The following is a 19408-nucleotide window of genomic DNA, read 5'->3' as shown; positions in this document are numbered from 1 at the left end:
GCCCGGGCGAACCGGGCTTTTTCGGGAAGAGAGCTTCTATTCCGCTGGAGACGGTTTCTTTCGGAACAGGGCCACCAGATTGTCCCACAGCTCGATCTTGGCGCCCTGGCGCTTCATGATGACGCCCTGCTGGAGGATCGACAGCGTGTTGTTCCAGGCCCAGTAGATGACGAGACCGGCCGGGAAACCTGCCATCATGAAGGTGAAGATTATAGGCATCCAGGTGAAGATCGCGGCTTGCGTCGGATCCGGCGGCGTCGGGTTCATGCGCATCTGCAGGAACATGGTGACGCCCATGATCAGCGGCCACACGCCAATCATCAGCATGTGCGGCAGCGTCAACGGGATCAGGCCGAACAGATTGAAGATCGAGGTCGGATCGGGCGCGGCCAGATCCTGGATCCAGCCGAAGAACGGCGCATGGCGCATCTCGATGGTGATGTAGAGCACCTTGTAGAGCGAGAAGAAGACCGGGATCTGCAGCGCCACCGGCCAGCAGCCGGCGAGCGGATTGATCTTCTCGGTCTTGTACAGCTCCATCATCGCCTGCTGCTGCTTCATCTTGTCGTCCGCGTATTTCTCGCGGATTTCGAGCATCTTGGGCTGCACCTTCTTCATGTTCGCCATCGACGCGTAGGACTTGTTGGCGAGCGGGAAGAACAGGGCCTTGACGATGACGGTGGTGGCGAGGATCGCCAGGCCGAAATTGCCGAAGAATTTGTAGAGCGTGTCGATCAGCCAGAACATCGGCTTGGTGATGAAATAGAACCAGCCCCAGTCGATCACCAGATTGAACTGGCGAATATGACGGTCCGCCTCGTAGGCGTTGATCTTGGCGACTTCCTTGGCGCCGGCGAAGATCTCCGTCTCGACCGTCGCGGACTGGCCGGCCTCGACATTGATCGCATCGGTCAGGAAGTCGGACTGGTAGCGGTGGCGGCCATCCTCGAAAAAGGCGTAGCGCGGCTGGAAAGGCTGCTTCTCGGTCGGCACCAGCGTGACGGCCCAGTATTTGTCGGTGATGCCGAGCCAGCCGTCGGTCGACTTGCCCGGCGTGACCTGCTTTTCAGATTCGATCTTGGCGTATTTGTATTCGGCCAAGCCCTCAGTGCCGGTAACGCCGATCAGGCCCTCATGCAGCACGTAGGTGCTGGCGACGGCCGGCTTGTCGTAGCGCGTGACGCGGCCATAATTGAACAGCGAAACCGCGCTCGAGCCGGAATTCTGCACCGTGTCCGACACCGTGAACATATAGTTGGCGTCGACGGAGAAGGTGCGCTTGAAGGTCAGGCCCTTGTCATTGGTGTAGGTGAGCGTGAGCGGCGTCGACGGGGTCAGCGTCGGATTGCCGTCCACGCTCCACTGTGTTTCCGCACCCGGCACCGTGCCGGTCTTGTCGTTGCCAACGAAGCCGATCTCGGCGAAATAGCCGGTGGGCAGCGCCTGCGGGTTGAGCAATTCGATCTCGGGCGAATTCTTGTCGACGGTCTCGGTGTAGTGCTTGAGCTTGAGGTCGTCGAGACGCGCGCCGGTCAGGTTGATCGAGCCCTCGAGGCTCGGCGTGTCGATCTTGACGCGCTTCGAAGCGGCCAGCGCCTGGTCGCGGCCGGCGGCAGTGACGGTGTCACCGCCGGGCGCGTTGGGAATGGTGCCCGGCGCCGGCGCCGGCGCTCCAGCACCCGGATTGGCCGCCTCGGCCGCCTTCTTCCGTTCTTCCACGCGCTGCTGCTCGATGCGGGCGGCCTGACGCTGCACCTCGCTGCGCGGCAGCACATAGAAATACTGCCACAGGGCCAGGATCAGCACCGACAGCGCGATGGTGATGAAGAAGTTCCGGTTGTTTTCCATCGAGAGCCCTTGGCCTATCGTGTTCCGCGAAGTCGGCGGGAGAGTTCGGCCTTCAATTGGCCGAAGGGGGCACGCAGCGCATCATCGCGCCCGACGATGACATAATCATTGCCGGGCACCATGTCATCTGCGGCATGGACGCGGACGGCTTCTTTCAGCCGCCGCCTGACGCGGTTGCGCACAACAGCGTTGCCGACCTTCTTGGTGACGGTGTAGCCGACGCGCGGCACGCCGCCATCGCCGCGGTCGAGGACCTCGACGAGGAAAAACCGCCCGCGTCGCTTTTCACCACGACGGACGGCCAGGAATTCCGCGCGTTTCAGAAGCCGCTTGGGATTTTGCCCCACTGGCTTGCCGGTTGCGGGCAACGATCTCGTCTCGCTTAGGCGCTGAGCCGCTTGCGGCCGCGGTTGCGGCGAGCTGCGACGACGCCACGACCACCCTTGGTGGCCATGCGGGCACGGAAACCGTGCCGGCGTTTGCGGACGAGTTTGGACGGTTGGTAGGTACGCTTCATTTGTTTTAATACCGCGGGGTGCGGCCCTTCTTGATTCTGTCACTTTGTAACAGGAGCTTTGCCGGGCCGGCTTTGGCGCGATCGAAACCGCGCCGGGACGAATGGCCCGAGCGTGAGCGGGCTTATAGAAAGAAGGGTTTTGGAAGTCAATCCGGGGTCGTCGCGCCGCGGACGCAGGTTTCATGACGGTAATTTAATGTTCGGACCAAAGGATAAAATTGGCAAAAAAGGCCGCAATCGCCTAATCTTGGCCGATCAAGTGATTGTGAAGACAGAGTCGCATGAGCGAAGCTAGCCAAGCGGGGGAAGGGATCGGCACGGCGCCTGCCACCGTCCGCAGCGTACCCTTGTCGCGTGGCCTGTCGACGAAATTGCTGCTTCTCACCATCGTTTTCGTGCTTTTGGCCGAAGTGCTCATCTTCCTGCCCTGGATCGCCAGCTACCGGCTGAGCTGGCTCAAGGAGCGGCTGAGCACGGCAGCAGCCGTGTCGATCGTGCTGGTGCAGGGCGAGTCGACCTCGCTGTCGCGCACGGCCCAGAATGACGTGCTGATGGCGATCGGCGCCAAGGCGATCGCGGTGCGCGATGGCGGCGTCTCGCGGCTTCTGGTGGTGGCGGACATGCCGCCGCAGGTCGACGAGCATATCGACCTCGCCAGCGTCGGCATGATCAAGGGCATGACCGGCGCGCTCGACACGCTGTTCTTCGGCGGCGACCGGATGCTGCGCGTCTTCGGACCGGTCGGCGACAGCGACAAGGAATTCGAGCTGATCATGCCGGATTACTCACTGCGCAAGGCGATGCTCATCTATTCGCGCAACGTCGCCTTCGTCTCGCTGCTGATCTCGCTGTTCACCGCCATGCTGGTCTATGCCGCGATCGACCTGATCATGATCGGGCCGATCCGCACCATGACGCGCTCGATGCTGTCCTTCTCCGAAGCTCCCGACGACCCTGGGCGCATCATCCATCCCGCCGCCCGCTCCGACGAGATCGGCGTTGCCGAACGCGAGCTGTCGCAGATGCAGGAGCGGCTGCAGAAGATGCTGTCCGAGCAGAAGCACCTTGCCGACCTCGGCCTGGCGGTCTCGAAGATCAACCACGACATGCGCAACATCCTGGCCTCGGCGCAGCTGATGTCGGACCGTCTGCGCCAGGTCAGGGATCCGACCGTGCAGGCCTTCGCGCCGAAGCTTTTGCGCGCGCTGGACCGGGCCGTCTCCTATTCGGAAGGCGTGCTTCACTATGGCCGCACGCAGGAGCCGCCGCCTTCGCGGCGCCGGGTGCGGCTGCGCCAGCTGGTCGAGGACGTGCACGGGCTGCTCGACATCGAGGAAGGGATCGAGTTCATCAACGCCGTCGAGGCGGCTTTCGAGGTGGACGCCGATTCAGACCAGCTGTTCCGGGTGCTCACCAATCTGTGCCGCAACTCGGTGCAGGCCATGGCGGCCGACACCGAGAGCGCCGTGGTGCGGCGGCTTGCGGTATCAGCCGTGCGCCTGGGCAGCGTCAGCCGCATCGCCGTCACCGACACCGGCCCCGGCCTGCCGCCGAAAGCGCGCGAAAATCTGTTCGCGGCCTTCCGCGGCTCGGCGCGCAGCGGCGGCACCGGCCTAGGCCTAGCCATCGCGCATGAACTGATCCGGGCGCATGGCGGCACGGTGGAACTGGTCGAGTCGATTGGCGGGCGCACCACTTTCGCCGTCACCATCCCCGACCAGCCGGTGCGGCTGGACCAGGCCCGCGGCAGCCTGCGCCGGCCGGCCTGACGGCCCCGGTGCTGTTTTCCTGAGGGGCGCTTGCCCTTCCGGCCTGACGCTTTCGATGATCTTTGCCGAGACTTTTCTGCCACGCGGCCTGAAATCGGACCGGCTTCGCGGCAGCTTCAAAGCCCTGGGATCGGGGCCGTCATCACCGGATGACACACTCGCGACAAAACTTTTGCCGGATCGACTTGCTTTTCGCAAATTCAGTCGTTAGGGAACTGCACACATTCGCGGCCGGTCCCTGGGATCGGATCGCGGGGCCGTCGAAAACATGGCCTGATGCGCGCCCGTAGCTCAGCTGGATAGAGCACCAGACTACGAATCTGGGGGTCAGGAGTTCGAATCTCTTCGGGCGCGCCAATCTTTCCAAGGGGTTGAGGCGGATGGCTAAAAAGAGCCTCGTCCTTGGGGGCACATCGGGGGCACCAAAGCTGCCCGGAGCCGTGGGTGAAAGCCTATCCGTCCAGTTCCGCTTTGAGGCAGACATCTCCGCCAGAATTGTTGAGCTTTGTCCGCCATCAGAGGAGTGGATGGCTCGGCAAAACGATATCATTTTTGATGCCGAGTTTGGGCCGACGCATGCTTTCGAGTTGTGTGCTCGTCGATTTTTGAGGCGCAAAGTAGCGCGCGTCAGCCGCGCTGCACAGGCGGATTACCTTGGTAGTCTGGACGCGACCCTCACCGTGTTGGCAGATTTGTTGCTGGCATATCCTCAGTTCAACCATACTGCCGCAGATCCGCTCCAGTTCCTGGAAGAACTCGAGCTCCGGCAAGGCAAGCCCACCCGCCGCAGGGACGAGATATTGACGGGCTTGGTTGAACCGCTGATCTCTCTTCGTGCCTTCGCTCAGTTCCAATTGCGAGCGCTGGGCAGCGAAAAGAAAGAGTCGGCGGAAGCTATTCGGCGCCGCAATGACTTCCCCCGGTTCGTGCTGATCGCCGACATCATCGCCACCTATCAGCGCGTCACTGGCGAAGAGCCCATGGCCTATGCGGCAGACGATGAGCACCGCAGCCCGGCCGTTGAACTCGTCACCCTATTGGTTCCACCAATCATGAAGGCGGCCAGGGTGAGCAAAATCCAGATCAGCGCTCAAACCGCGAAAGCCGAGATTGCGACAGTCAAACGGTTGTGGTCAGAAGGGTCTCGGCCAGAAATGGCCCATGCGCTGCCAAGCTGGGCAACGGTAGGATAAACTTTTTTGCGCATTTCGCGCAGAACTAATTCCTATTATTCGTGACGCTTCCGCCTTCTACTGCGCACCATCGCATAGGAGGCGAACGAGCAATGTCGACCCGTATCCTTCCGATCGAGCAGGTGCTTGACCGCACCGGGCTTTCGCGTCGGACACTATATTCCGAGATATCCGAAGGGCGCTTTCCCAAGCCGGTCCAGTTGACCGCTCGCCGAGTTGGCTGGCCCGAGGCAGACGTCGAGGCCTTCCTCACCAGTAAGATCGCTGCGCGCGACGGGATGGCCGCATGAGCGTCATTCCGACGAGCTTCATGAAATGCTGGCCGCGGGATCGGATCGATCGCCTCCAAAACTTGCAGGCCCTCGCCAAGACTCGCGGGTACCGGATTACCGCACGAAACGGCGGCAGCCGGACCGTTTTCCTCCCTTACATCGCTATCTTCCAAAGCAAACTCCTGGTGGCATCGTTCTGGTCCCTGGGTGAAGCAGAGGACTGGCTGAAGGAGGACGCATGACCGCCGCCCTGGACCTCACGCCGGCCGAGCACGAGACGTCGGCGATCGTCGATGAGGCTGCAGCTTGGTATTTCGAGAACTTCCGCACATGCGAGCGCCCTGTTGTGCCGGCGCTGCGCCATCGTTTCGGCCTCACTAGTCACCAGGCAATCGTTGCCATTCGCCAGGTGACGTTGCGCAGGGCGCGCGCCACATGAGCCCTCCGAAGCCAGGCAAGATTGCGTCACAGTTCATGGCACACAAGCGCGAGATGCGCCTCTCGGCGGCCTGGAAGGCACTGCGCGGCAACGACAAACTTATTCTTGAGCGGATCGAGGAAGAGTTCATGGCGCATGCCGGCACGACCGACACACTTCCGGTCACCTTCACCGACTTTGAGGAGTGGGGCGTTCGTCGTGCCGCCATTGCCGAGTGCATCGCCCGCGTCGAAGCTCTTGGCTTTGTCGAATGCATCGAGCGGGGCAGAGCCTCCAAAGCCGAACACCGCTTCCCTACGAAATATCGCCTCACCTATGCCCATGGTCCCAAAGTGAGAGTGACCGACGAGTGGGCAAGAGTCACTGACGAGGACGACGCGCAAAGGCGAATTGATGCAGCGATTGCTGACCTAGAGGCGCGGTCCTCGGCACTGAGCATAAAGCTGAAAAAGAGAGCGGAACAGCGGGCAGAACAACGAGCCTTGCACGGGAGAAAGGCGGCATGAACGGATTTTTTGCCAGTGCGGTTTTCGCAACCAAAGCCAGTGACGAAATCGCTACCGATCTAGCCAAAAGCCGGTGCGGAAAACGTCACTACTGCGCTGGTAGCGGAAACGTCACTACTATCTATATCTCGGGAGCCAAGGCCGATGGTACGCGATGACGACCTTCCCCTCTTCCGCTGGCAGCCAGTCGGCGTAGAGGTCATACCGTTTCCCCTGATCCGCCGTGTCGGCAAGATCCGAGACGTCGCCTCTAAGATGCTGGCGAAGTCGACTGATCGCCACGCCGAGTCGTATCGCGATCAGGTCACTACCGGGTTGGTCGGTCACCTAAACCGACTCGGCATTCCTGAGCAGGAACGGGACGAGCAACTCGGCCAGTTCTGGTCGGCGGTGCAATCTGAGATCATCCGGCTGACCTATACCGGCCATCATGCAGGTGACGCCGCATGAAGTCAGCCGTCGTTCGCCTCCCTGCCAAAACAGTCCCTGAAACAGGGGAACGGCTTCGGCCGCTGTGGATCCCCGCCGCCGAGGCGTTGTCGGTCAAGCAAGCCCTCTTCGCCTTCCAGGGTGAATACGCGATCAGCGAAGATACGCTCCGCCGGCTGATCGACAAGCACGGTATCGCCAATCGATCCGTGACGGGCGGCTCATGGCGGGTGAGCGCACCGGCACTGGCGATGGCATTGGATGGAGATACCGCGGCACTGGAGTTGCTGCGTCAGGACAATCGCGATCATCCCGACGTGGCCCGCTATTTCGCTCGGCTGGGCATCCCGAGACCCTGACCTGTTATCAAATGTTATGGTAGCGCGCCTGTTGAAGAATGTTGAGGTGCAGACCGCGCTGTCAAAAGTAGACATCGCGGAAGCGCTACGGCCAACACAACCCCAAACATGCCCAGACGTGCGGAATGCCCAAGCGGGCCAGCGCATGCGATTCTCTGCCTCGAAAACAGGGCCAGAGATCAACGCTAATGACGGTTATCGATAGAAATCACGCGAAGGAAACAGGGCGCCGTGTCAACGTGATGCTCACCTCGGCGCGCGTTAGCCAGGGGTTTCGTGATGCTCTTTTCGCTGCGGCCTCCAAGGAGCACATGACGCCGAGCGACTTCGCGATTGCCGCGGCCGCCGAGAAGATCGGTTCCGTGATCTCAACCGAACGGGACGGCGAGTAGCCGCCGGCCCATGTCCAAGACAACGCGTTTCCAGCCAGGTCAGTCCGGCAACCCGAAAGGTCGCCCCTCTGGCTCGCGCTCGCGCGTAACCCTTGCTTGCGAGAAACTGCTCGACGGTGACGCCAAGGCGATCACCATGAAGGCGATCGAACTGGCCAAGGCCGGCGACACCGTGGCGCTGCGCTTGTGCCTGGATCGCATCGCACCGCCCCGCAAGGGCATGCCTGTAAGGTTCGGCCTTCCGATAATGTCCAACAGCGGCGACGTCCGCGCGGCCGCCATGGCCATCCTCAAAGCCGTTGCCGATGGCAATCTGAGCCCGGAGGAAGGCGGCGCCATCGTCCCCGTGATCGAAGCAGCCCGCCGCGCCATCGAAACCGATGATCTTTCCCGCCGGCTCGAAGCCCTCGAGCGCGATATCGAACGGAGGGCGGGTCGATGACCGGACTTCGAACGAGGATCGACAAGTTGGAGGACCGTCTAGGCCGGACCAGTGCCGACGATGAGCGGGAATGGCAGGTGCGCTTTGCACGCCAGCTCGACCACCTGTCAGACGCCGAACTTAACCGGCTGGAAGATATCGTCACGCAGACAATTGAAATCACCGGCGACACGGCCCGTTGTGCCGCGTTCCCCGATGGCTGCGAAACGCTTACCGAGTTCATCGCTTTTGTCGATCAAGACGAAACGGCATATTTCGAACACGTAAAGCGGCTGGCCGCATGCGGGGCCGTCATATGGCCAGTGATCTCCGCCGCCGCATAGAGGCCCTGGAAAGCGCCCAGCCGATCGTCGAGATCGTCGACGCTTCGCACTCTGGCCGTGCCCAGGCATTCGCGAGTTTCATCTCCGAAACCTTCGATCTCGGGCAAGGTGACAGCCCGGCGACGAACGCCGCAAAACTCTACGGCCTCCCGAGCGCGCCGGCATTCATGAAGTGGGTGAAGGCCGGCTTCAGCCAGGAAGCGCACGCCGTACTCGCCCAAGAGGCCTATGGCGACGATTGGCGCACCCGGGCCGACGAAGTAGCCGCCACGGCAACCGCGCGCTGTAGGGTCGTCCACGGCAACGATTGGGAGCAGGTGCTCGCCGACCGCATGGCCAGCGATAACGGCCATTCTCGCTACCCTGTTGAAGGAATCTCAAAGGAGACACGAACTTGAAAATCTTCAAAACCAAGCAGGAGCCGGTCGAGGCCGCGCCACCCGCGCCGTCGCCGGCCGTGGCCGCGCTCGAGGCCGCGCTCGAGGCCGCGCTCGAGGCCGCGAAGGCGGTCGTCGCCAAAATGGGGGAGAAGCAAGCAACCGCACTCCAGCACGCCGAAAACCTGGCAGCGGAACGGGGCCGGATCGCATTGAGCGCCCATAGTGGCGACGATTCGGCGCGCGCGCGCTTGGACGCGATCAACGCAGAAATCAGCGTGCATGGGTCCGAAATTGCCTCGATCGGTGCGGCAATTGGCCAGGCGCGGAGCAATCTCGAAACGGCAGAAGACGCTGTTGCGAGCGAGGATCAGGGGCGCCGACAGGCAGAGGCCAGGCGGATCTCTGATCTGATCCTCGCCGAGGCCGAGAAATTCGATCGTGCGGCCGCTGTGATGTCCGATGCGCTGCACCGTCGCCGCGATCTGCACCGCGAACTTGCCGCGACTGGCGTTGTGCCGTCGGAGAGGGCCAACCAGCTTATTCGACCCATGGCTGTCAGCCGCGCGCTGGTGCGGGCTGGCGTCGCGGAATTCACCGACATCAGCCATATCGGCGGCCATCTCGTGGCGAGCCTCGCCCAGCACGACGGCAATGTACTTGGGCATCCGACCGCCCCGGCAAAAGCGGCATAGGGGGCACGACGCTGGCACTCGAAGCGGAAAAATCGGCTGTGGACACGGCGTTCGCCGGGCTCGCCCAGGCGGTCGTTGCCTACCTCGGCGCCGGTGGCCAAGCCGAGTTAGCCGGCCGTTGGCTTCTCAGCCATGTGGCCGCGATCGACCCGCGCATTTCCCGATTTGCAGACTACGGCGCCAATGCTGCCGTCAACGATCGCGGGCTGCGAGGCATAAGTTTCGAAAACACACTGCTGGATGAAGACGGCGAGCCTCTGCTCGACGAAGACGGCAAGACGCTGAGCGAGGGATGAGATGAAGCTTTCAGATTACGAAATCGATTCAGCTACCGGCCGAGCAGTCGCCAAGTTGGCGACTGGCATGCGCCTGGCTAGCGCCGAGCTTTCCAGCGACGACATCAAGACCCTGTTCTCCAGCCCGGTCGAAGTGATCGCGGCACCAGGATCTGGCAAAGCCCTCGTACCCACGGAGATGGCAGTTCTCTATCGGTTCGGCACAACGGCCTTTTCAACCGAAACCGATGGCGATCTGAGCTCCGGGTATTTCCATGCGGGCGGCAGTGTCGACACTGCGCTGATGGCATTCGACATGCTCGGCGAGGCGGCGTCGGCATATGGCTACGGCTTGAATTTTGGCCAGCGTCCGGTCGCCGATATCGCGAACAAGGGCCTGATGTTCGGGGTCGCCAATCTCGACCCGATGGACGGTGACGGGACCGCTGTTTTGACGGTCATCTATCGCGTGGTCGACGTAGCGACCGGCCAATTCTTGTGAACAAGGAGACAATGAACCATGACAGATTTGAGCGCTCAAAAAGCCGCGGTTGATGCTGCGTTCACGACGCTTTCGGGAGCAGTTTCCACCTACTTGGCCGCGGGCGGCGCTGCCGAAACCGTCGGCAGGGGGTTGATCGCGCACACCGCCGGCATCGATCCCGCTATCTCGCGCGTCTGCGACGTTCACGGGAACCTGGCAATCAACGACCGTCCGTTGCGCGCCGTCGCTTTCGCCGACGCCCACGAGCGCTGAGCACAAAACGATGAGACGTATCCTCCGCAAGATCCAAATCGACGAGATCAGCGCCGTCGACCGGCCATGCCAGGAAGGCGCTGTAGCGACGATTTTGAAAAACGACCGAACCCTGAAGGGAGAAACAACCATGACCGCATTCGCCAAAGCCGAAAGCGATTTTGAAGCGTGCGTCGAGCGCATTCAGAAACGGGACGGATCGACCCGCATCAACGCCATCTTGAAGGCGACGACCGAACACGGGGACTTGTGGACCGCCTACGGCGAGGCCGGACGGCATCACGTCGCCAAGACCGACCAGGTGCCGGTGGAGACCAAGGTCACGAAGGCCCTCGGCAGCATGAAGAAGATGGATGACCAGATCGCCGACCTGGTTCGCGAGAAGCAGAGGCCCGGCGAGAGTTTCGCAAAGGCTTACGATCGGGTGCTCCGCGAACAGCCTGAGATCTATACCGGCCGCCGTGCGTTGAAGAACGCGCTCGATGCGGCCTGAACGGTAGTGGCTGGACGCTTGCATTACAGACAGGCGCCAGCCGGGGCTGCCAGGTGGGGATTCGCTTGGTGGTCCTTTGTCCGGGTTTTGTCTCCTTCTCCCGGACCAGCGCGGGCGGCATCCGTGCCACCCGCGCAATTCAGTTTGTGGGCGGTCCGCGCACGGCAGCCCTGACCACCGACGAGTAACGATAAGCGTCTTTCTCGCTAACAATTTTGGGGGTCCAACACCATGACCGACAACAACGCCGGTAGCGTCACCATCCAGATCGGTGGCAACCTTGCGCCGTTCGAGGCTGCATTGGCCAAGGCCAAGCAGATGGCGGTCACGTTCGACGCTCAAATCTCCGCACAGTTGAACGGGGCAGGCGTTTCGGCCGGTCTTGAGAAGATCGCCGCTGGCGTTGAACAGACCAACGCGTTTCTCGCGAAGCTCACCACCAGCGGCACGGCCGCCAGCGCCGTCATGTCGAAGATCACCACCTCGACTGCAGCCGCGACCGCGGCGCTCGGCAAGGTGGCAACTGCAACGAAATTGGCCAATGCCGAACTGGGCGCCATCGGTGGCACCGGCGGCGGTGCGGCTGCTCTCTCGGCCGGCACCATCGCTGCCAAGGATTTCGCCGCCGCGCTCGAAGCAACCGGCGGGAACCTGGCAAAGATCACCCCCGGCATGCTTGGCCTTGCTACGGCGAATGAGGAGGTTGCCGTTTCCGCAAAATCGGCGGCCACAAGCATGGCGGCGCTTGGCGTCGCAGAGACGGAAGCGGCCGGCCTTGGCGCTGGTGTGTCCCGCGAATTCAGTGTGCTCGGTGCCGAGATCGCGCGCGGCAACTTCAGCCGCATCCCTGGCAGCTTGATCGTGATGAATGAACGGCTCGCCTCGACCGGCGCTGGAGTGCTTACCCTCGGCAACGGAATGAAGGCGCTTGGCGCTCTCGGATCCGTGATCTTCAATCCCTTCGTTCTCGGATTCCTGGCCATCTCGGTCGGAACAGAGGTCGCTATCAAGGCACTCGGCGCGCTCAAGGGCGGTGCCTCTGATGTCAATGAGGTTCTGGCCAGGCACAAGCAGATAGTCGACGAGGTAGCGGCCTCATATGCCGGCGCGAAGACCGCGATGGAGCTTTACACGAAGGAATCCGCGACTTTCCAGCATGCCTTGTTGCTGGCAGACGTAGAGGCTCAGACCAAGGCGCTGAAATCCGAGCTTTCCAGCATCTTCACCGAATTCGGCGGCAACAACAAAGCCCAGGGCAAGCCGTTCGGCGTCTTCTCTGACGCCATCTTCGAAATGAATTCGGACATTCGGAAGGGGCTCACCCCTGCGCTACAGGATGTCATCGACAAGATGTCGGCTATCTCGATCGCCAATCCGGGCAATGGCGCACAGTTCGACAAGATCATCGCCAAGCTGAAGGATGCGCTCGCACTGGAAAAGGGCCTTGGCGTCGACAAGACGGTCAACGATGTCGCGTTCAACGGTGGAAAGGCGCAAGAGACCCTGGCCGACGTTTCCAAGGGCTTCAAGGAAGTCAATGCCAGCGCCGGCAACGCCGACGCGACCATCGCGAAACTGTTTGGGACCATGAATGCCGGCGCCAGCAGTGGCTACGGCGTCACGCGCTCTTTGGCCGGCCAGTTCGGCACCCAGCAGCTAAACGGCCAGCTACAGGCCACGGTCGGCCTGTTCCAGACCGTTGATCAAGCCGTACAGGAGGCACGGCAGCATCAACTCGCCGGCATGGTTGATCTGCAGAGCCAATTCCACGCGACAACGGCCGAGGCTGACAGGCTTCAGAAGGTGATCGCCACGACCTCAAGCCAACAGAACATGGATGCCTTTTTCGGCGATACGCACGCCATCAAAAACGCGAGTGCGGACATTGCCGACGCCACGAACACCGTCACCAAGCTTTTCGACGCAATGAAGACCGGAAACGCTAGCGTCAACGCCGTGTATCAGGGCCTCGATATGGTGCGCCAGACGCTCGTCCAGGACGGCTTCGGCGTCGATGCGGTCAACAAGTTCGTCGACAGCCTCGTGCGTACGCGCATGCAGTTGGACCAGGATACGGGCTCGGCGCATCAGCTCAACGCTGCCATCCAGGCCATCCGCGACAAGGTCGTAACGATCACCGTTCAAACCAGGCAGGTCGGCAGCGGCACGCAATCGATTTACGACGTCGGCGGCGGCAACAATGTCAGCGTAAGGCGCTACGGTGGCGATGCCGGCCAGCAATCCGGTCCATCGATGACAGCCTATCAGGTGCCGACCTACGATTCCGGTCAAGGCGGCATGGTCAATACCGGTTCGGGTTCAGGTGGTGGTAGTGGCGTCACTGTCATGCGCTTTGGCGGCACACGCGCCGCTGGCGGCCCCGTAGGCGCCAACACGCCCTATTGGGTTGGTGAGCACGGCCCCGAGCTTGTCGTGCCCTCCAGCGCCGGCACGGTCATTCCAAATGGCCAGTCCACGGCGCTTGCCAATCCGCAATCCGCTTTCACTGGACAGGTAGCCACGCGGGACCAAGACCGCATGTGGGCCCTGCAAATGAATATCGAGGCGAACACGCGGAAAACGGCGCAGTTGCTCGATGAGATCAAGACCACGGGCTTTGCGAGCAGTTCAGGGCTTTCATCTGGCTCGTCTAGCCGCTCCATTTCCGCCACCGGCTACGATTCGAACGGTCTCAACGCTGCCGGGCATACCGCAGAGCAGGTTGCGGCCTTCAATCGCGTCCTTGCGAGCGCACGGGCCAATTATTCGGCAATCGGCGGCATGGGCCTTGTCGGCTACAATTCGAACGGCCTTGCGGCGACGCCCCAGCAGATCGCCTATAACCTCGTCTATGGCGGCATGAAGTCGGTCGGCCTCCCGTCCGGCGGCTCATCCACGGGACCAACCGCACCGACGGCGTTGCATGGCGGCGACCCCTACAACTCCTGGCTAAACGGCATCAGCCCGAGTTCTCCCGCATATGCCGCTCGCTATGCGCAAGCTCTGGCCGCGTCGAACAAGGCACATGGTTTCGACACCGGCGGCATGATCGGCGGCGGCCCTGGAGATACCCAGAAGGTCGAGTTCTTCAAGAGCCCGAACGAAAAGGTCATCATTGCTCGGCCCGACCAGTTCGCCGATGTGCGGCCTGGCACATCGAGCACCACCACCTCGGCCGGCGGCGACATGCGCCCGCTCCAGCAGACGAACCATTTTCACTTCGCATCCGGCGCCAACGTCAACAAGGACAGCCTTGCTGCCATGCGCAGGGAACTTGCCGCTGCCGTTCGCGATGGCTTGAGGTCCGTCAATGGCCGATAGCCCGATTGAGAAATGGTGGCAGGCGCCGCCTGAGTTGGCTTCGGCGGTCGAGCAGAACCGCATTGCCTTTAAGGCGCAGTTCGGAAGCTTCGAGGAAGTGGCGTTCGATCGCTACTGGCTCGGAACATCCGAGGATGGCGCCTTCCTGGCTTTCCAGTTCCACCGGCCGGACGGCTCGATTCACCGGTTCGCACTGCCAAACGAGTTGGTGCGGCAATTCTTCATTGAGTTCGCCGGCTCATCCGATGAGATGGGCGAGCGGCGCCTCGCTGCGACCTTCGCCAAGGTTAAACCGAAGGGCCGAGCCTAAAGAACCGTAAGATAGCGATAATCGTTCTTCTCGCTATCTGCCACCCGTGCGGGGGTGCGCTTGCGTTTTCCTGCAGTCAGCGCAATGCTGACGCCGGGGAAATAGGAGGGCAATACTGTGCGCAAAGCCGGGTTCGGATTGCTGATCGCCACTTTATTGATCACGTCGCCGCTAAATGCCGACATCTTGACAGATAATTGCACTGCCATCGGCGAACTTGCCCGCAGCATTATGCAAAAACGCCAGAACGGGACCGATATGTCAGTGATGATGTCTGTCGTCGAAAAACTGGCCGACGACGACCCAATCAAAGGGATTGGCAAGAGCATGGTGATCATGGCCTACGAGATGCCATTGTTCAGCGAGTTCAAGGAGCGGACTATCTCCGAGTTCGCCAATCAGGTTCAGGTGAAATGCTATCAGGGGTCGAATTAGGCTTGATCGCCGCCCGTGGCCAGCCGCATGCATTGCAAAGCCATACTTCGGGACAGGCCTTCCTGCGTCTCTACCCAGGGGCCGAAATGGCCGCGCGGCAATGTCGCCTTTTCGCGGAGCAGCCAGCGGCCGATGGCCAGTTTCTGGTCGATCGACAGGTGGCCGCGGGAATTGCTCGGGTATCAGCCGGCGCCGGTCCTGCCAGCGTCGCGACATTGCTGGGTGACATCAAGGTTAGATATGCCCGGTGAACTTCAGCCTGCTTGTCCGAGGGCAGTTTGTCGAACTGCCGGGCCGTCATCCCGCAACCAAGCGCTAACGCGGCAGTGTGCCGTTTCGGGCCTCGGATTCGATTGATGCGCCGAGCCTGCCAAACGTTCGGAAGCCGATATGTGCCAACGCCCTCAATCTCGATTTCGGTGAGGGGAGTACGTGCCAGCATGCCGCGCCTCGCAATTTGGGAGAGCCCGGATAATCGCATAAGTCCAGGCTTATACGCAAGGTCACCGCCCTAGGCGGGCGTCATCGTTTAGAGAAACCCGTCGCCGGCATGGTCATTGTAGCGGTCGGCTCGCCGCACGTAGGTCTCGACCGATCGCGGATCCCGATGACGCGACACTTCCATGATGCGGCTGATCGATGCGCGATTGTCGGCGGCAGACGTAATGAAGCCCGCGCGCAGGGAATGGCCTGACAGGCTGGCCACGTCGAGCCCTGCAGCATCCGCGTATTTCTTCACGATCAGCGCCACTGATTGAGCAGTGAGACCGCCGGGCATCACATTGTCCCCACGGCTGATCGGTCGGAAGACTGGCCCTTCGGTGATCCCGGCCGCCTCAAGCCATTCCCTGAGCCTGTCAGCGGCCGCCAGGGCCTTACCGTTGAGAATGGCGACAGACTGGCCCTTGCCCTCCTGGTCGGTCTTGGAGCGGCCTAGAAACACGTCGACGCCCTTATCGTTGAAGGTCAGGTCCGCAACGGTGATGCCGACCAACTCAGAGCGGCGAAAGGCGCCGGCGAATCCGAGCAGCAGCAATGCCCTGTCGCGCTTCCCCTGAAGCGTGTCGCGCGCGACGTGAGCCAAGATGCAATGGATGACGTCGGCGGTTGCTGGAGCCTTCTGGCGAGGCGCTACGCCCACGGTGCGCCGTATGCCTTTCAGGATGGCGGCAACGCCAGCATCCTCGGTCGGGTTATCCATGCCGGCGCCGCGGTGAAAGAACCGGATCGCGGCCAGGCTGCGGCCGATCGTCGACACGCGCTTGCCGGCATTGGCCAGCGCTGATGCGAAGTTCGCCACGGTTGCAGGCGAGGCCGGTAGCGACGTCCGACCACGGGCCGCACACCAGTCCTGAAAGGCGCTCCAGTCGGTCCTGTAGGCGCGCATGGTATTCGCCGATAGCGCGGCCCGGCCATAGTCGATCGCCTCATCGGTGAGATCGGAGACGGCCGGCAGCGTGTTCGAAGTTGAGACGATGCTCAAAGCAGACATGGAAACCCCCCGTTCGTAGCGATAACAGTTGTTCTCAATAGTCAGGCAGGACGATCGCGCAGCCGGACGCCAGGCCCGTTGCCATTCGAGGCGATGAACAGAACGCCAGCTGCTTCCAGTGCCGCTTGTACAGCCTGGGCGTTGTCGACAGAACTGCGACCCGGCCCGAGCTTCTCCATCCGCTTGATGGTCGCGAGGGCGAGGCCTGATTTTTCAGCCAAGTCACCCTGAGACCAATCAATGAGCGCGCGCGCCGCTCTGATCTGCATTTCGTTGATCACTTTCGACCCTTTCAAACTTTCCGGCTAATTGGTGACACAAAAAGATTGACACTGCAATCTAATTCAGCCATTAAGGCTACCAGATGAGCCAAAAAGAGCAATAGGCGCATCCAACCCATGTCTGAAAGGAAAGATCATGCCGAACACCCGTGTTCCGGCCGCCGGCGAAGCTATGCCCGCTGCCGAGGTAATGCCGATCATCGGGAGATTTTCCCGCCGCGCCCTGCTTGGCGCCCTCGCTGCCGTTGGAGGCTCGACCGCGGCGCTTGCCACCGTCGCGACGTCGCCGAAAGTGTTTCCTGATTTTGGAAGCGTCCCGGCGGCGCCAGCCCAACACGTCGACGCCGAACTGTTTCGGATCGAAACCGAGTTCAATTCTGCATTCGCGATCTATGAGGGTGTCGCCGACAAGGTTGGAGAAATCGAGGAACGGGTATACCGCCTCAAGCCGCCAAAGCCCCCTAAGCTTCCGGGAACTGATGAGATCAAGGCCACGTTTTGGGATATGGCAAGAGGTGTCGATCCCGACAAGATCGATGATTCGTGGTTGGCCCATCCCGCCGCCGTCGCCTGGAGGGAGAACGACAGGCAACTCACCGAGCGCTTTAAGGCATGGCAGGCCGAATGCGAGGAGATCATTCGCAAAAGCGGCTTGCGGGAGGTCGAGGACGAGCGAGAAAGGTTGATTAGCACCGCCGGGGACATCGCCGAGTCTCTTCTCGACATGCGCGCGCAGACGCTGGCCGGGATGCTGGTCAAGCTTCGCGTGCACCAGCGTTGGACGTTCAACGAATATGAAATCCTGGAAAGCCTGACGGCGGATATCAAGGCTATGGCGGGAGGAGTGTCATGAGCGCGCACATGCAAGGCGAGAACGACGTCGTTCAGAAGCTTGTGGCGGCCTGGCATCTCATGAGCGAGGCCGAAAGGGTCAACCTGCTTGCGGCGGTCGACCGTGTGGTGCGCTCCGATGGCGCCGAGCCAGCCCGATCCAATGCTGCTGCTGGGTTAATATCGCTTCTGTCTTCGATGCATTGAAATTCGTAACCGTTACGGATTTGGCCCGCTGCCGATGGTGGCGGGCTTTTTCACGCCTGCCTAGGTAACTCTATTACGTTCTCTGCTCGCTTTACGTCGGTGACGATTTCTTCAAGCAGCAGTGCCCAGGCATCCAGCGCGCGGCGCTTCTCGGGAAGGTAATCGTTCAAATCGTAGTGCTTGCCGGTCACCGCCGCTGCGCCGCCAGTGTCGCCGGCATGCGCGATGATCTGGGACACGATAAACCGGGGAAATCCGATCCGCTCGCTTGTGAGCATGGTGGCGCCTGTGCGCCGCAGATCATGCGGGGTTGCCGCGCCGATCTTCACGGCCTCGACCAGCCGCTTCATTGCCCGTGAAAATGCCCGTCTGTCGATCGGCTGGTCTTCCTTAGATCGGGGCGATGGGAACACATAATCGGTGCCATTCCCCTCGACTGCGGCTTGGGCTTCGTCGAGCAGCGCCAGGGCGGCGGTGCTGAGCGGCACCATATGCGACTTCTTCCCCTTCATGCGCTCGGCTGGGATGAGCCAAGTCTTGGCGGCGCGGTCTATCTCCGCCCATCGCATGCCGACCACCTCACCGCCGCGCTGCAGCGTTACAGCGGCCATCCTGAGCGCGATCCCCATCAGCTTGGACATGGCAAGGTCTTCGACGTCCTGCGGCCGCTGGCAGGCCAGCCAGAAGGCTTTCAGGTCGGAATCCTTCAAGACCGTCGTGCGAACCTTCGGCGCAGCCACAGCGATATCGTGAGCCGGATTGTAATCTATGACCCCTTCCCGCACCGCGAAGCTCATCAACTGGCGGATGATGTTGCGGCAATGCCGGCCGTTCGACTTCGCAGCCTTTGCCTGTTTGGCGACGAAATCCCGGATCTCGATACGAGTAATGTTCGCCACCGCGCTTTCGCCAAACTTGGGCTTGACCAGCTTCTCGAATATTCGCTTCTCCTCGGCGATCGTCGTTGCTCGCTTCGGCGCCGCCTTGGGGCCGCCCTTATGCGTTCCTTCGGCCGCTGCGATGAAATAGGCATCGGCCAGCCCGCCCAGCTTGTGCAAGTGCTTGCGCCGTTCCTCGGCCTTGCTGGCCTTGTCCAGCGCCACCACGTCGGCGCCACCGGCGACAGCCCCCTTTGCCTTCCGAGCCTCCTCCCGCGCTTTGGCGAGGCCGACAGACGGGTAAGCGCCAAGGTTCTTCCGGCGATGCTCTCCGGCGGCGTTCCGGTAGCGGACCGACCATGAGCGAACCCCTTTTTCAGTGACCCGGAAAATGAGCCCTGTCTCGACGTCGTCGCGTAGCTCCAGCCTCTTGCCGGCCGCCGGCATGGCGTTCTTGACGATGTCGTTTGTCAGCTTCGCCATCGGGCACAAAATCTCCGGGGGCACGTTGGGGGCACAAAACAGTTGCGCATTGTCGCTTTCTCTCGCACATTGCCGCACGCAAAG

29 protein-coding genes and 1 tRNA gene are annotated in these 19408 nt (G+C 61.6%); 24 read left to right on the top strand and 6 right to left on the bottom strand.

Annotation, left to right across the window (positions count from 1 at the left end):
- Positions 1-36 precede the first annotated feature (36 nt).
- Genes yidC through rpmH form a run of 3 tightly spaced genes read right to left on the bottom strand, consistent with a single transcriptional unit; the run spans position 37 to position 2365 of the window.
- The gene (gene yidC / locus HB778_RS15690; protein WP_183464664.1) at positions 37-1848 is read right to left on the bottom strand and encodes a membrane protein insertase YidC; all 1812 of its coding nucleotides are present in this window, start codon (positions 1846-1848) and stop codon (positions 37-39) included.
- A 14-nt stretch (positions 1849-1862) separates the two neighbouring features.
- Positions 1863-2216 carry a ribonuclease P protein component gene (gene rnpA, locus HB778_RS15685; protein ID WP_027040889.1) on the bottom strand — a complete coding sequence of 118 codons (354 nt, stop codon included), beginning with the start codon at positions 2214-2216 and terminating at the stop codon, positions 1863-1865.
- A gap of 14 nt (positions 2217-2230) precedes the next feature.
- Positions 2231-2365, bottom strand: a complete 135-nt coding sequence (gene rpmH / locus HB778_RS15680) for a 50S ribosomal protein L34 (RefSeq protein WP_008833937.1) — start codon at positions 2363-2365, stop codon at positions 2231-2233.
- Positions 2366-2646: 281 nt separating this feature from the next.
- On the opposite strand from rpmH, the gene HB778_RS15675 reads away from it, so the two are divergent.
- The 22 genes from HB778_RS15675 to HB778_RS15570 all read left to right on the top strand — a co-directional run bounded on the left by HB778_RS15675 (position 2647) and on the right by HB778_RS15570 (position 15403).
- A complete protein-coding gene (locus HB778_RS15675; protein ID WP_183464663.1) occupies positions 2647-4134 on the top strand; it encodes an ATP-binding protein in 1488 nt (495 codons plus the stop codon).
- Positions 4135-4414: 280 nt separating this feature from the next.
- A tRNA-Arg gene (locus tag HB778_RS15670) sits at positions 4415-4491 on the top strand.
- Between the two features lie 23 nt (positions 4492-4514).
- Positions 4515-5327 (top strand): hypothetical protein, encoded by an 813-nt coding sequence (locus HB778_RS15665; protein WP_183464662.1) that lies wholly within the window; start codon positions 4515-4517, stop codon positions 5325-5327.
- Between the two features lie 92 nt (positions 5328-5419).
- Complete coding sequence (locus HB778_RS15660; protein ID WP_183464661.1) at positions 5420-5617, top strand: helix-turn-helix transcriptional regulator; 198 nt, start codon at positions 5420-5422, stop codon at positions 5615-5617.
- Entirely contained in the window at positions 5614-5841 is a 228-nt protein-coding gene (locus HB778_RS15655; RefSeq protein ID WP_183464660.1) for a hypothetical protein, read from the top strand. The genes HB778_RS15660 and HB778_RS15655 overlap by 4 nt, the downstream gene beginning before the upstream one ends.
- The gene (locus HB778_RS15650; RefSeq protein ID WP_183464659.1) at positions 5838-6038 is read left to right on the top strand and encodes a hypothetical protein; all 201 of its coding nucleotides are present in this window, start codon (positions 5838-5840) and stop codon (positions 6036-6038) included. The genes HB778_RS15655 and HB778_RS15650 overlap by 4 nt, the downstream gene beginning before the upstream one ends.
- Positions 6035-6544 (top strand): hypothetical protein, encoded by a 510-nt coding sequence (locus HB778_RS15645; RefSeq protein WP_183464658.1) that lies wholly within the window; start codon positions 6035-6037, stop codon positions 6542-6544. The genes HB778_RS15650 and HB778_RS15645 overlap by 4 nt, the downstream gene beginning before the upstream one ends.
- 144 nt (positions 6545-6688) lie before the next feature.
- Complete coding sequence (locus HB778_RS15640; RefSeq protein ID WP_183464657.1) at positions 6689-6994, top strand: DUF6074 family protein; 306 nt, start codon at positions 6689-6691, stop codon at positions 6992-6994.
- Positions 6991-7332 carry a hypothetical protein gene (locus tag HB778_RS15635; RefSeq protein WP_183464656.1) on the top strand — a complete coding sequence of 114 codons (342 nt, stop codon included), beginning with the start codon at positions 6991-6993 and terminating at the stop codon, positions 7330-7332. The genes HB778_RS15640 and HB778_RS15635 overlap by 4 nt, the downstream gene beginning before the upstream one ends.
- Positions 7333-7520: 188 nt before the next feature.
- On the top strand, positions 7521-7724 hold the full coding sequence (locus tag HB778_RS15630) for a hypothetical protein (protein WP_183464655.1): 204 nt from the start codon (positions 7521-7523) through the stop codon (positions 7722-7724).
- Between the two features lie 10 nt (positions 7725-7734).
- Positions 7735-8166, top strand: coding sequence for a DUF5681 domain-containing protein (locus HB778_RS15625; RefSeq protein ID WP_183464654.1), 432 nt, complete (start codon positions 7735-7737; stop codon positions 8164-8166).
- Positions 8163-8489 carry a hypothetical protein gene (locus HB778_RS15620; protein WP_183464653.1) on the top strand — a complete coding sequence of 109 codons (327 nt, stop codon included), beginning with the start codon at positions 8163-8165 and terminating at the stop codon, positions 8487-8489. Before HB778_RS15625 ends, HB778_RS15620 begins: the two co-directional genes overlap by 4 nt.
- The gene (locus HB778_RS15615) at positions 8462-8887 is read left to right on the top strand and encodes a hypothetical protein (protein ID WP_183464652.1); all 426 of its coding nucleotides are present in this window, start codon (positions 8462-8464) and stop codon (positions 8885-8887) included. The genes HB778_RS15620 and HB778_RS15615 overlap by 28 nt, the downstream gene beginning before the upstream one ends.
- On the top strand, positions 8884-9561 hold the full coding sequence (locus tag HB778_RS15610; protein ID WP_183464651.1) for a hypothetical protein: 678 nt from the start codon (positions 8884-8886) through the stop codon (positions 9559-9561). The genes HB778_RS15615 and HB778_RS15610 overlap by 4 nt, the downstream gene beginning before the upstream one ends.
- A 38-nt stretch (positions 9562-9599) precedes the next feature.
- The gene (locus HB778_RS15605) at positions 9600-9857 is read left to right on the top strand and encodes a hypothetical protein (RefSeq protein ID WP_183464650.1); all 258 of its coding nucleotides are present in this window, start codon (positions 9600-9602) and stop codon (positions 9855-9857) included.
- A 1-nt stretch (position 9858) separates the two neighbouring features.
- The gene (locus HB778_RS15600; protein ID WP_183464649.1) at positions 9859-10338 is read left to right on the top strand and encodes a hypothetical protein; all 480 of its coding nucleotides are present in this window, start codon (positions 9859-9861) and stop codon (positions 10336-10338) included.
- An 18-nt stretch (positions 10339-10356) separates the two neighbouring features.
- Positions 10357-10593 carry a hypothetical protein gene (locus HB778_RS15595; protein WP_183464648.1) on the top strand — a complete coding sequence of 79 codons (237 nt, stop codon included), beginning with the start codon at positions 10357-10359 and terminating at the stop codon, positions 10591-10593.
- Between the two features lie 130 nt (positions 10594-10723).
- Positions 10724-11086: a hypothetical protein gene (locus tag HB778_RS15590; RefSeq protein WP_183464647.1), complete on the top strand. Its 363-nt coding sequence runs from the start codon at positions 10724-10726 to the stop codon at positions 11084-11086.
- A 231-nt stretch (positions 11087-11317) separates the two neighbouring features.
- Complete coding sequence (locus HB778_RS15585; RefSeq protein WP_183464646.1) at positions 11318-14407, top strand: hypothetical protein; 3090 nt, start codon at positions 11318-11320, stop codon at positions 14405-14407.
- A complete protein-coding gene (locus tag HB778_RS15580; protein ID WP_183464645.1) occupies positions 14397-14717 on the top strand; it encodes a hypothetical protein in 321 nt (106 codons plus the stop codon). The genes HB778_RS15585 and HB778_RS15580 overlap by 11 nt, the downstream gene beginning before the upstream one ends.
- Before the next feature lie 117 nt (positions 14718-14834).
- The gene (locus tag HB778_RS15575; RefSeq protein WP_183464644.1) at positions 14835-15152 is read left to right on the top strand and encodes a hypothetical protein; all 318 of its coding nucleotides are present in this window, start codon (positions 14835-14837) and stop codon (positions 15150-15152) included.
- A gap of 2 nt (positions 15153-15154) precedes the next feature.
- On the top strand, positions 15155-15403 hold the full coding sequence (locus tag HB778_RS15570) for a hypothetical protein (RefSeq protein WP_183464643.1): 249 nt from the start codon (positions 15155-15157) through the stop codon (positions 15401-15403).
- A 278-nt stretch (positions 15404-15681) separates the two neighbouring features.
- On the opposite strand, the gene HB778_RS15565 is transcribed toward HB778_RS15570, so the two are convergent.
- Complete coding sequence (locus HB778_RS15565) at positions 15682-16644, bottom strand: site-specific integrase (protein WP_183464642.1); 963 nt, start codon at positions 16642-16644, stop codon at positions 15682-15684.
- 41 nt (positions 16645-16685) lie between these two features.
- On the bottom strand, positions 16686-16925 hold the full coding sequence (locus HB778_RS15560) for a helix-turn-helix domain-containing protein (protein WP_183464641.1): 240 nt from the start codon (positions 16923-16925) through the stop codon (positions 16686-16688).
- A 136-nt stretch (positions 16926-17061) separates the two neighbouring features.
- On the opposite strand from HB778_RS15560, the gene HB778_RS15555 reads away from it, so the two are divergent.
- Positions 17062-17778 carry a hypothetical protein gene (locus HB778_RS15555; protein WP_183464640.1) on the top strand — a complete coding sequence of 239 codons (717 nt, stop codon included), beginning with the start codon at positions 17062-17064 and terminating at the stop codon, positions 17776-17778.
- On the top strand, positions 17775-17963 hold the full coding sequence (locus HB778_RS15550; protein WP_183464639.1) for a hypothetical protein: 189 nt from the start codon (positions 17775-17777) through the stop codon (positions 17961-17963). Before HB778_RS15555 ends, HB778_RS15550 begins: the two co-directional genes overlap by 4 nt.
- Before the next feature lie 50 nt (positions 17964-18013).
- Here HB778_RS15550 and HB778_RS15545 read toward each other — a convergent pair whose 3' ends face one another.
- A complete protein-coding gene (locus HB778_RS15545; RefSeq protein ID WP_183464638.1) occupies positions 18014-19324 on the bottom strand; it encodes a tyrosine-type recombinase/integrase in 1311 nt (436 codons plus the stop codon).
- Positions 19325-19408 lie beyond the last annotated feature (84 nt).

The organism is Mesorhizobium huakuii (assembly GCF_014189455.1).
In the GTDB taxonomy this organism is placed as follows: domain Bacteria; phylum Pseudomonadota; class Alphaproteobacteria; order Rhizobiales; family Rhizobiaceae; genus Mesorhizobium; species Mesorhizobium huakuii_A.
The sequence above is the reverse complement of the archived record's forward strand: the minus strand, read 5'-3'. Positions and strand labels throughout refer to the sequence as shown.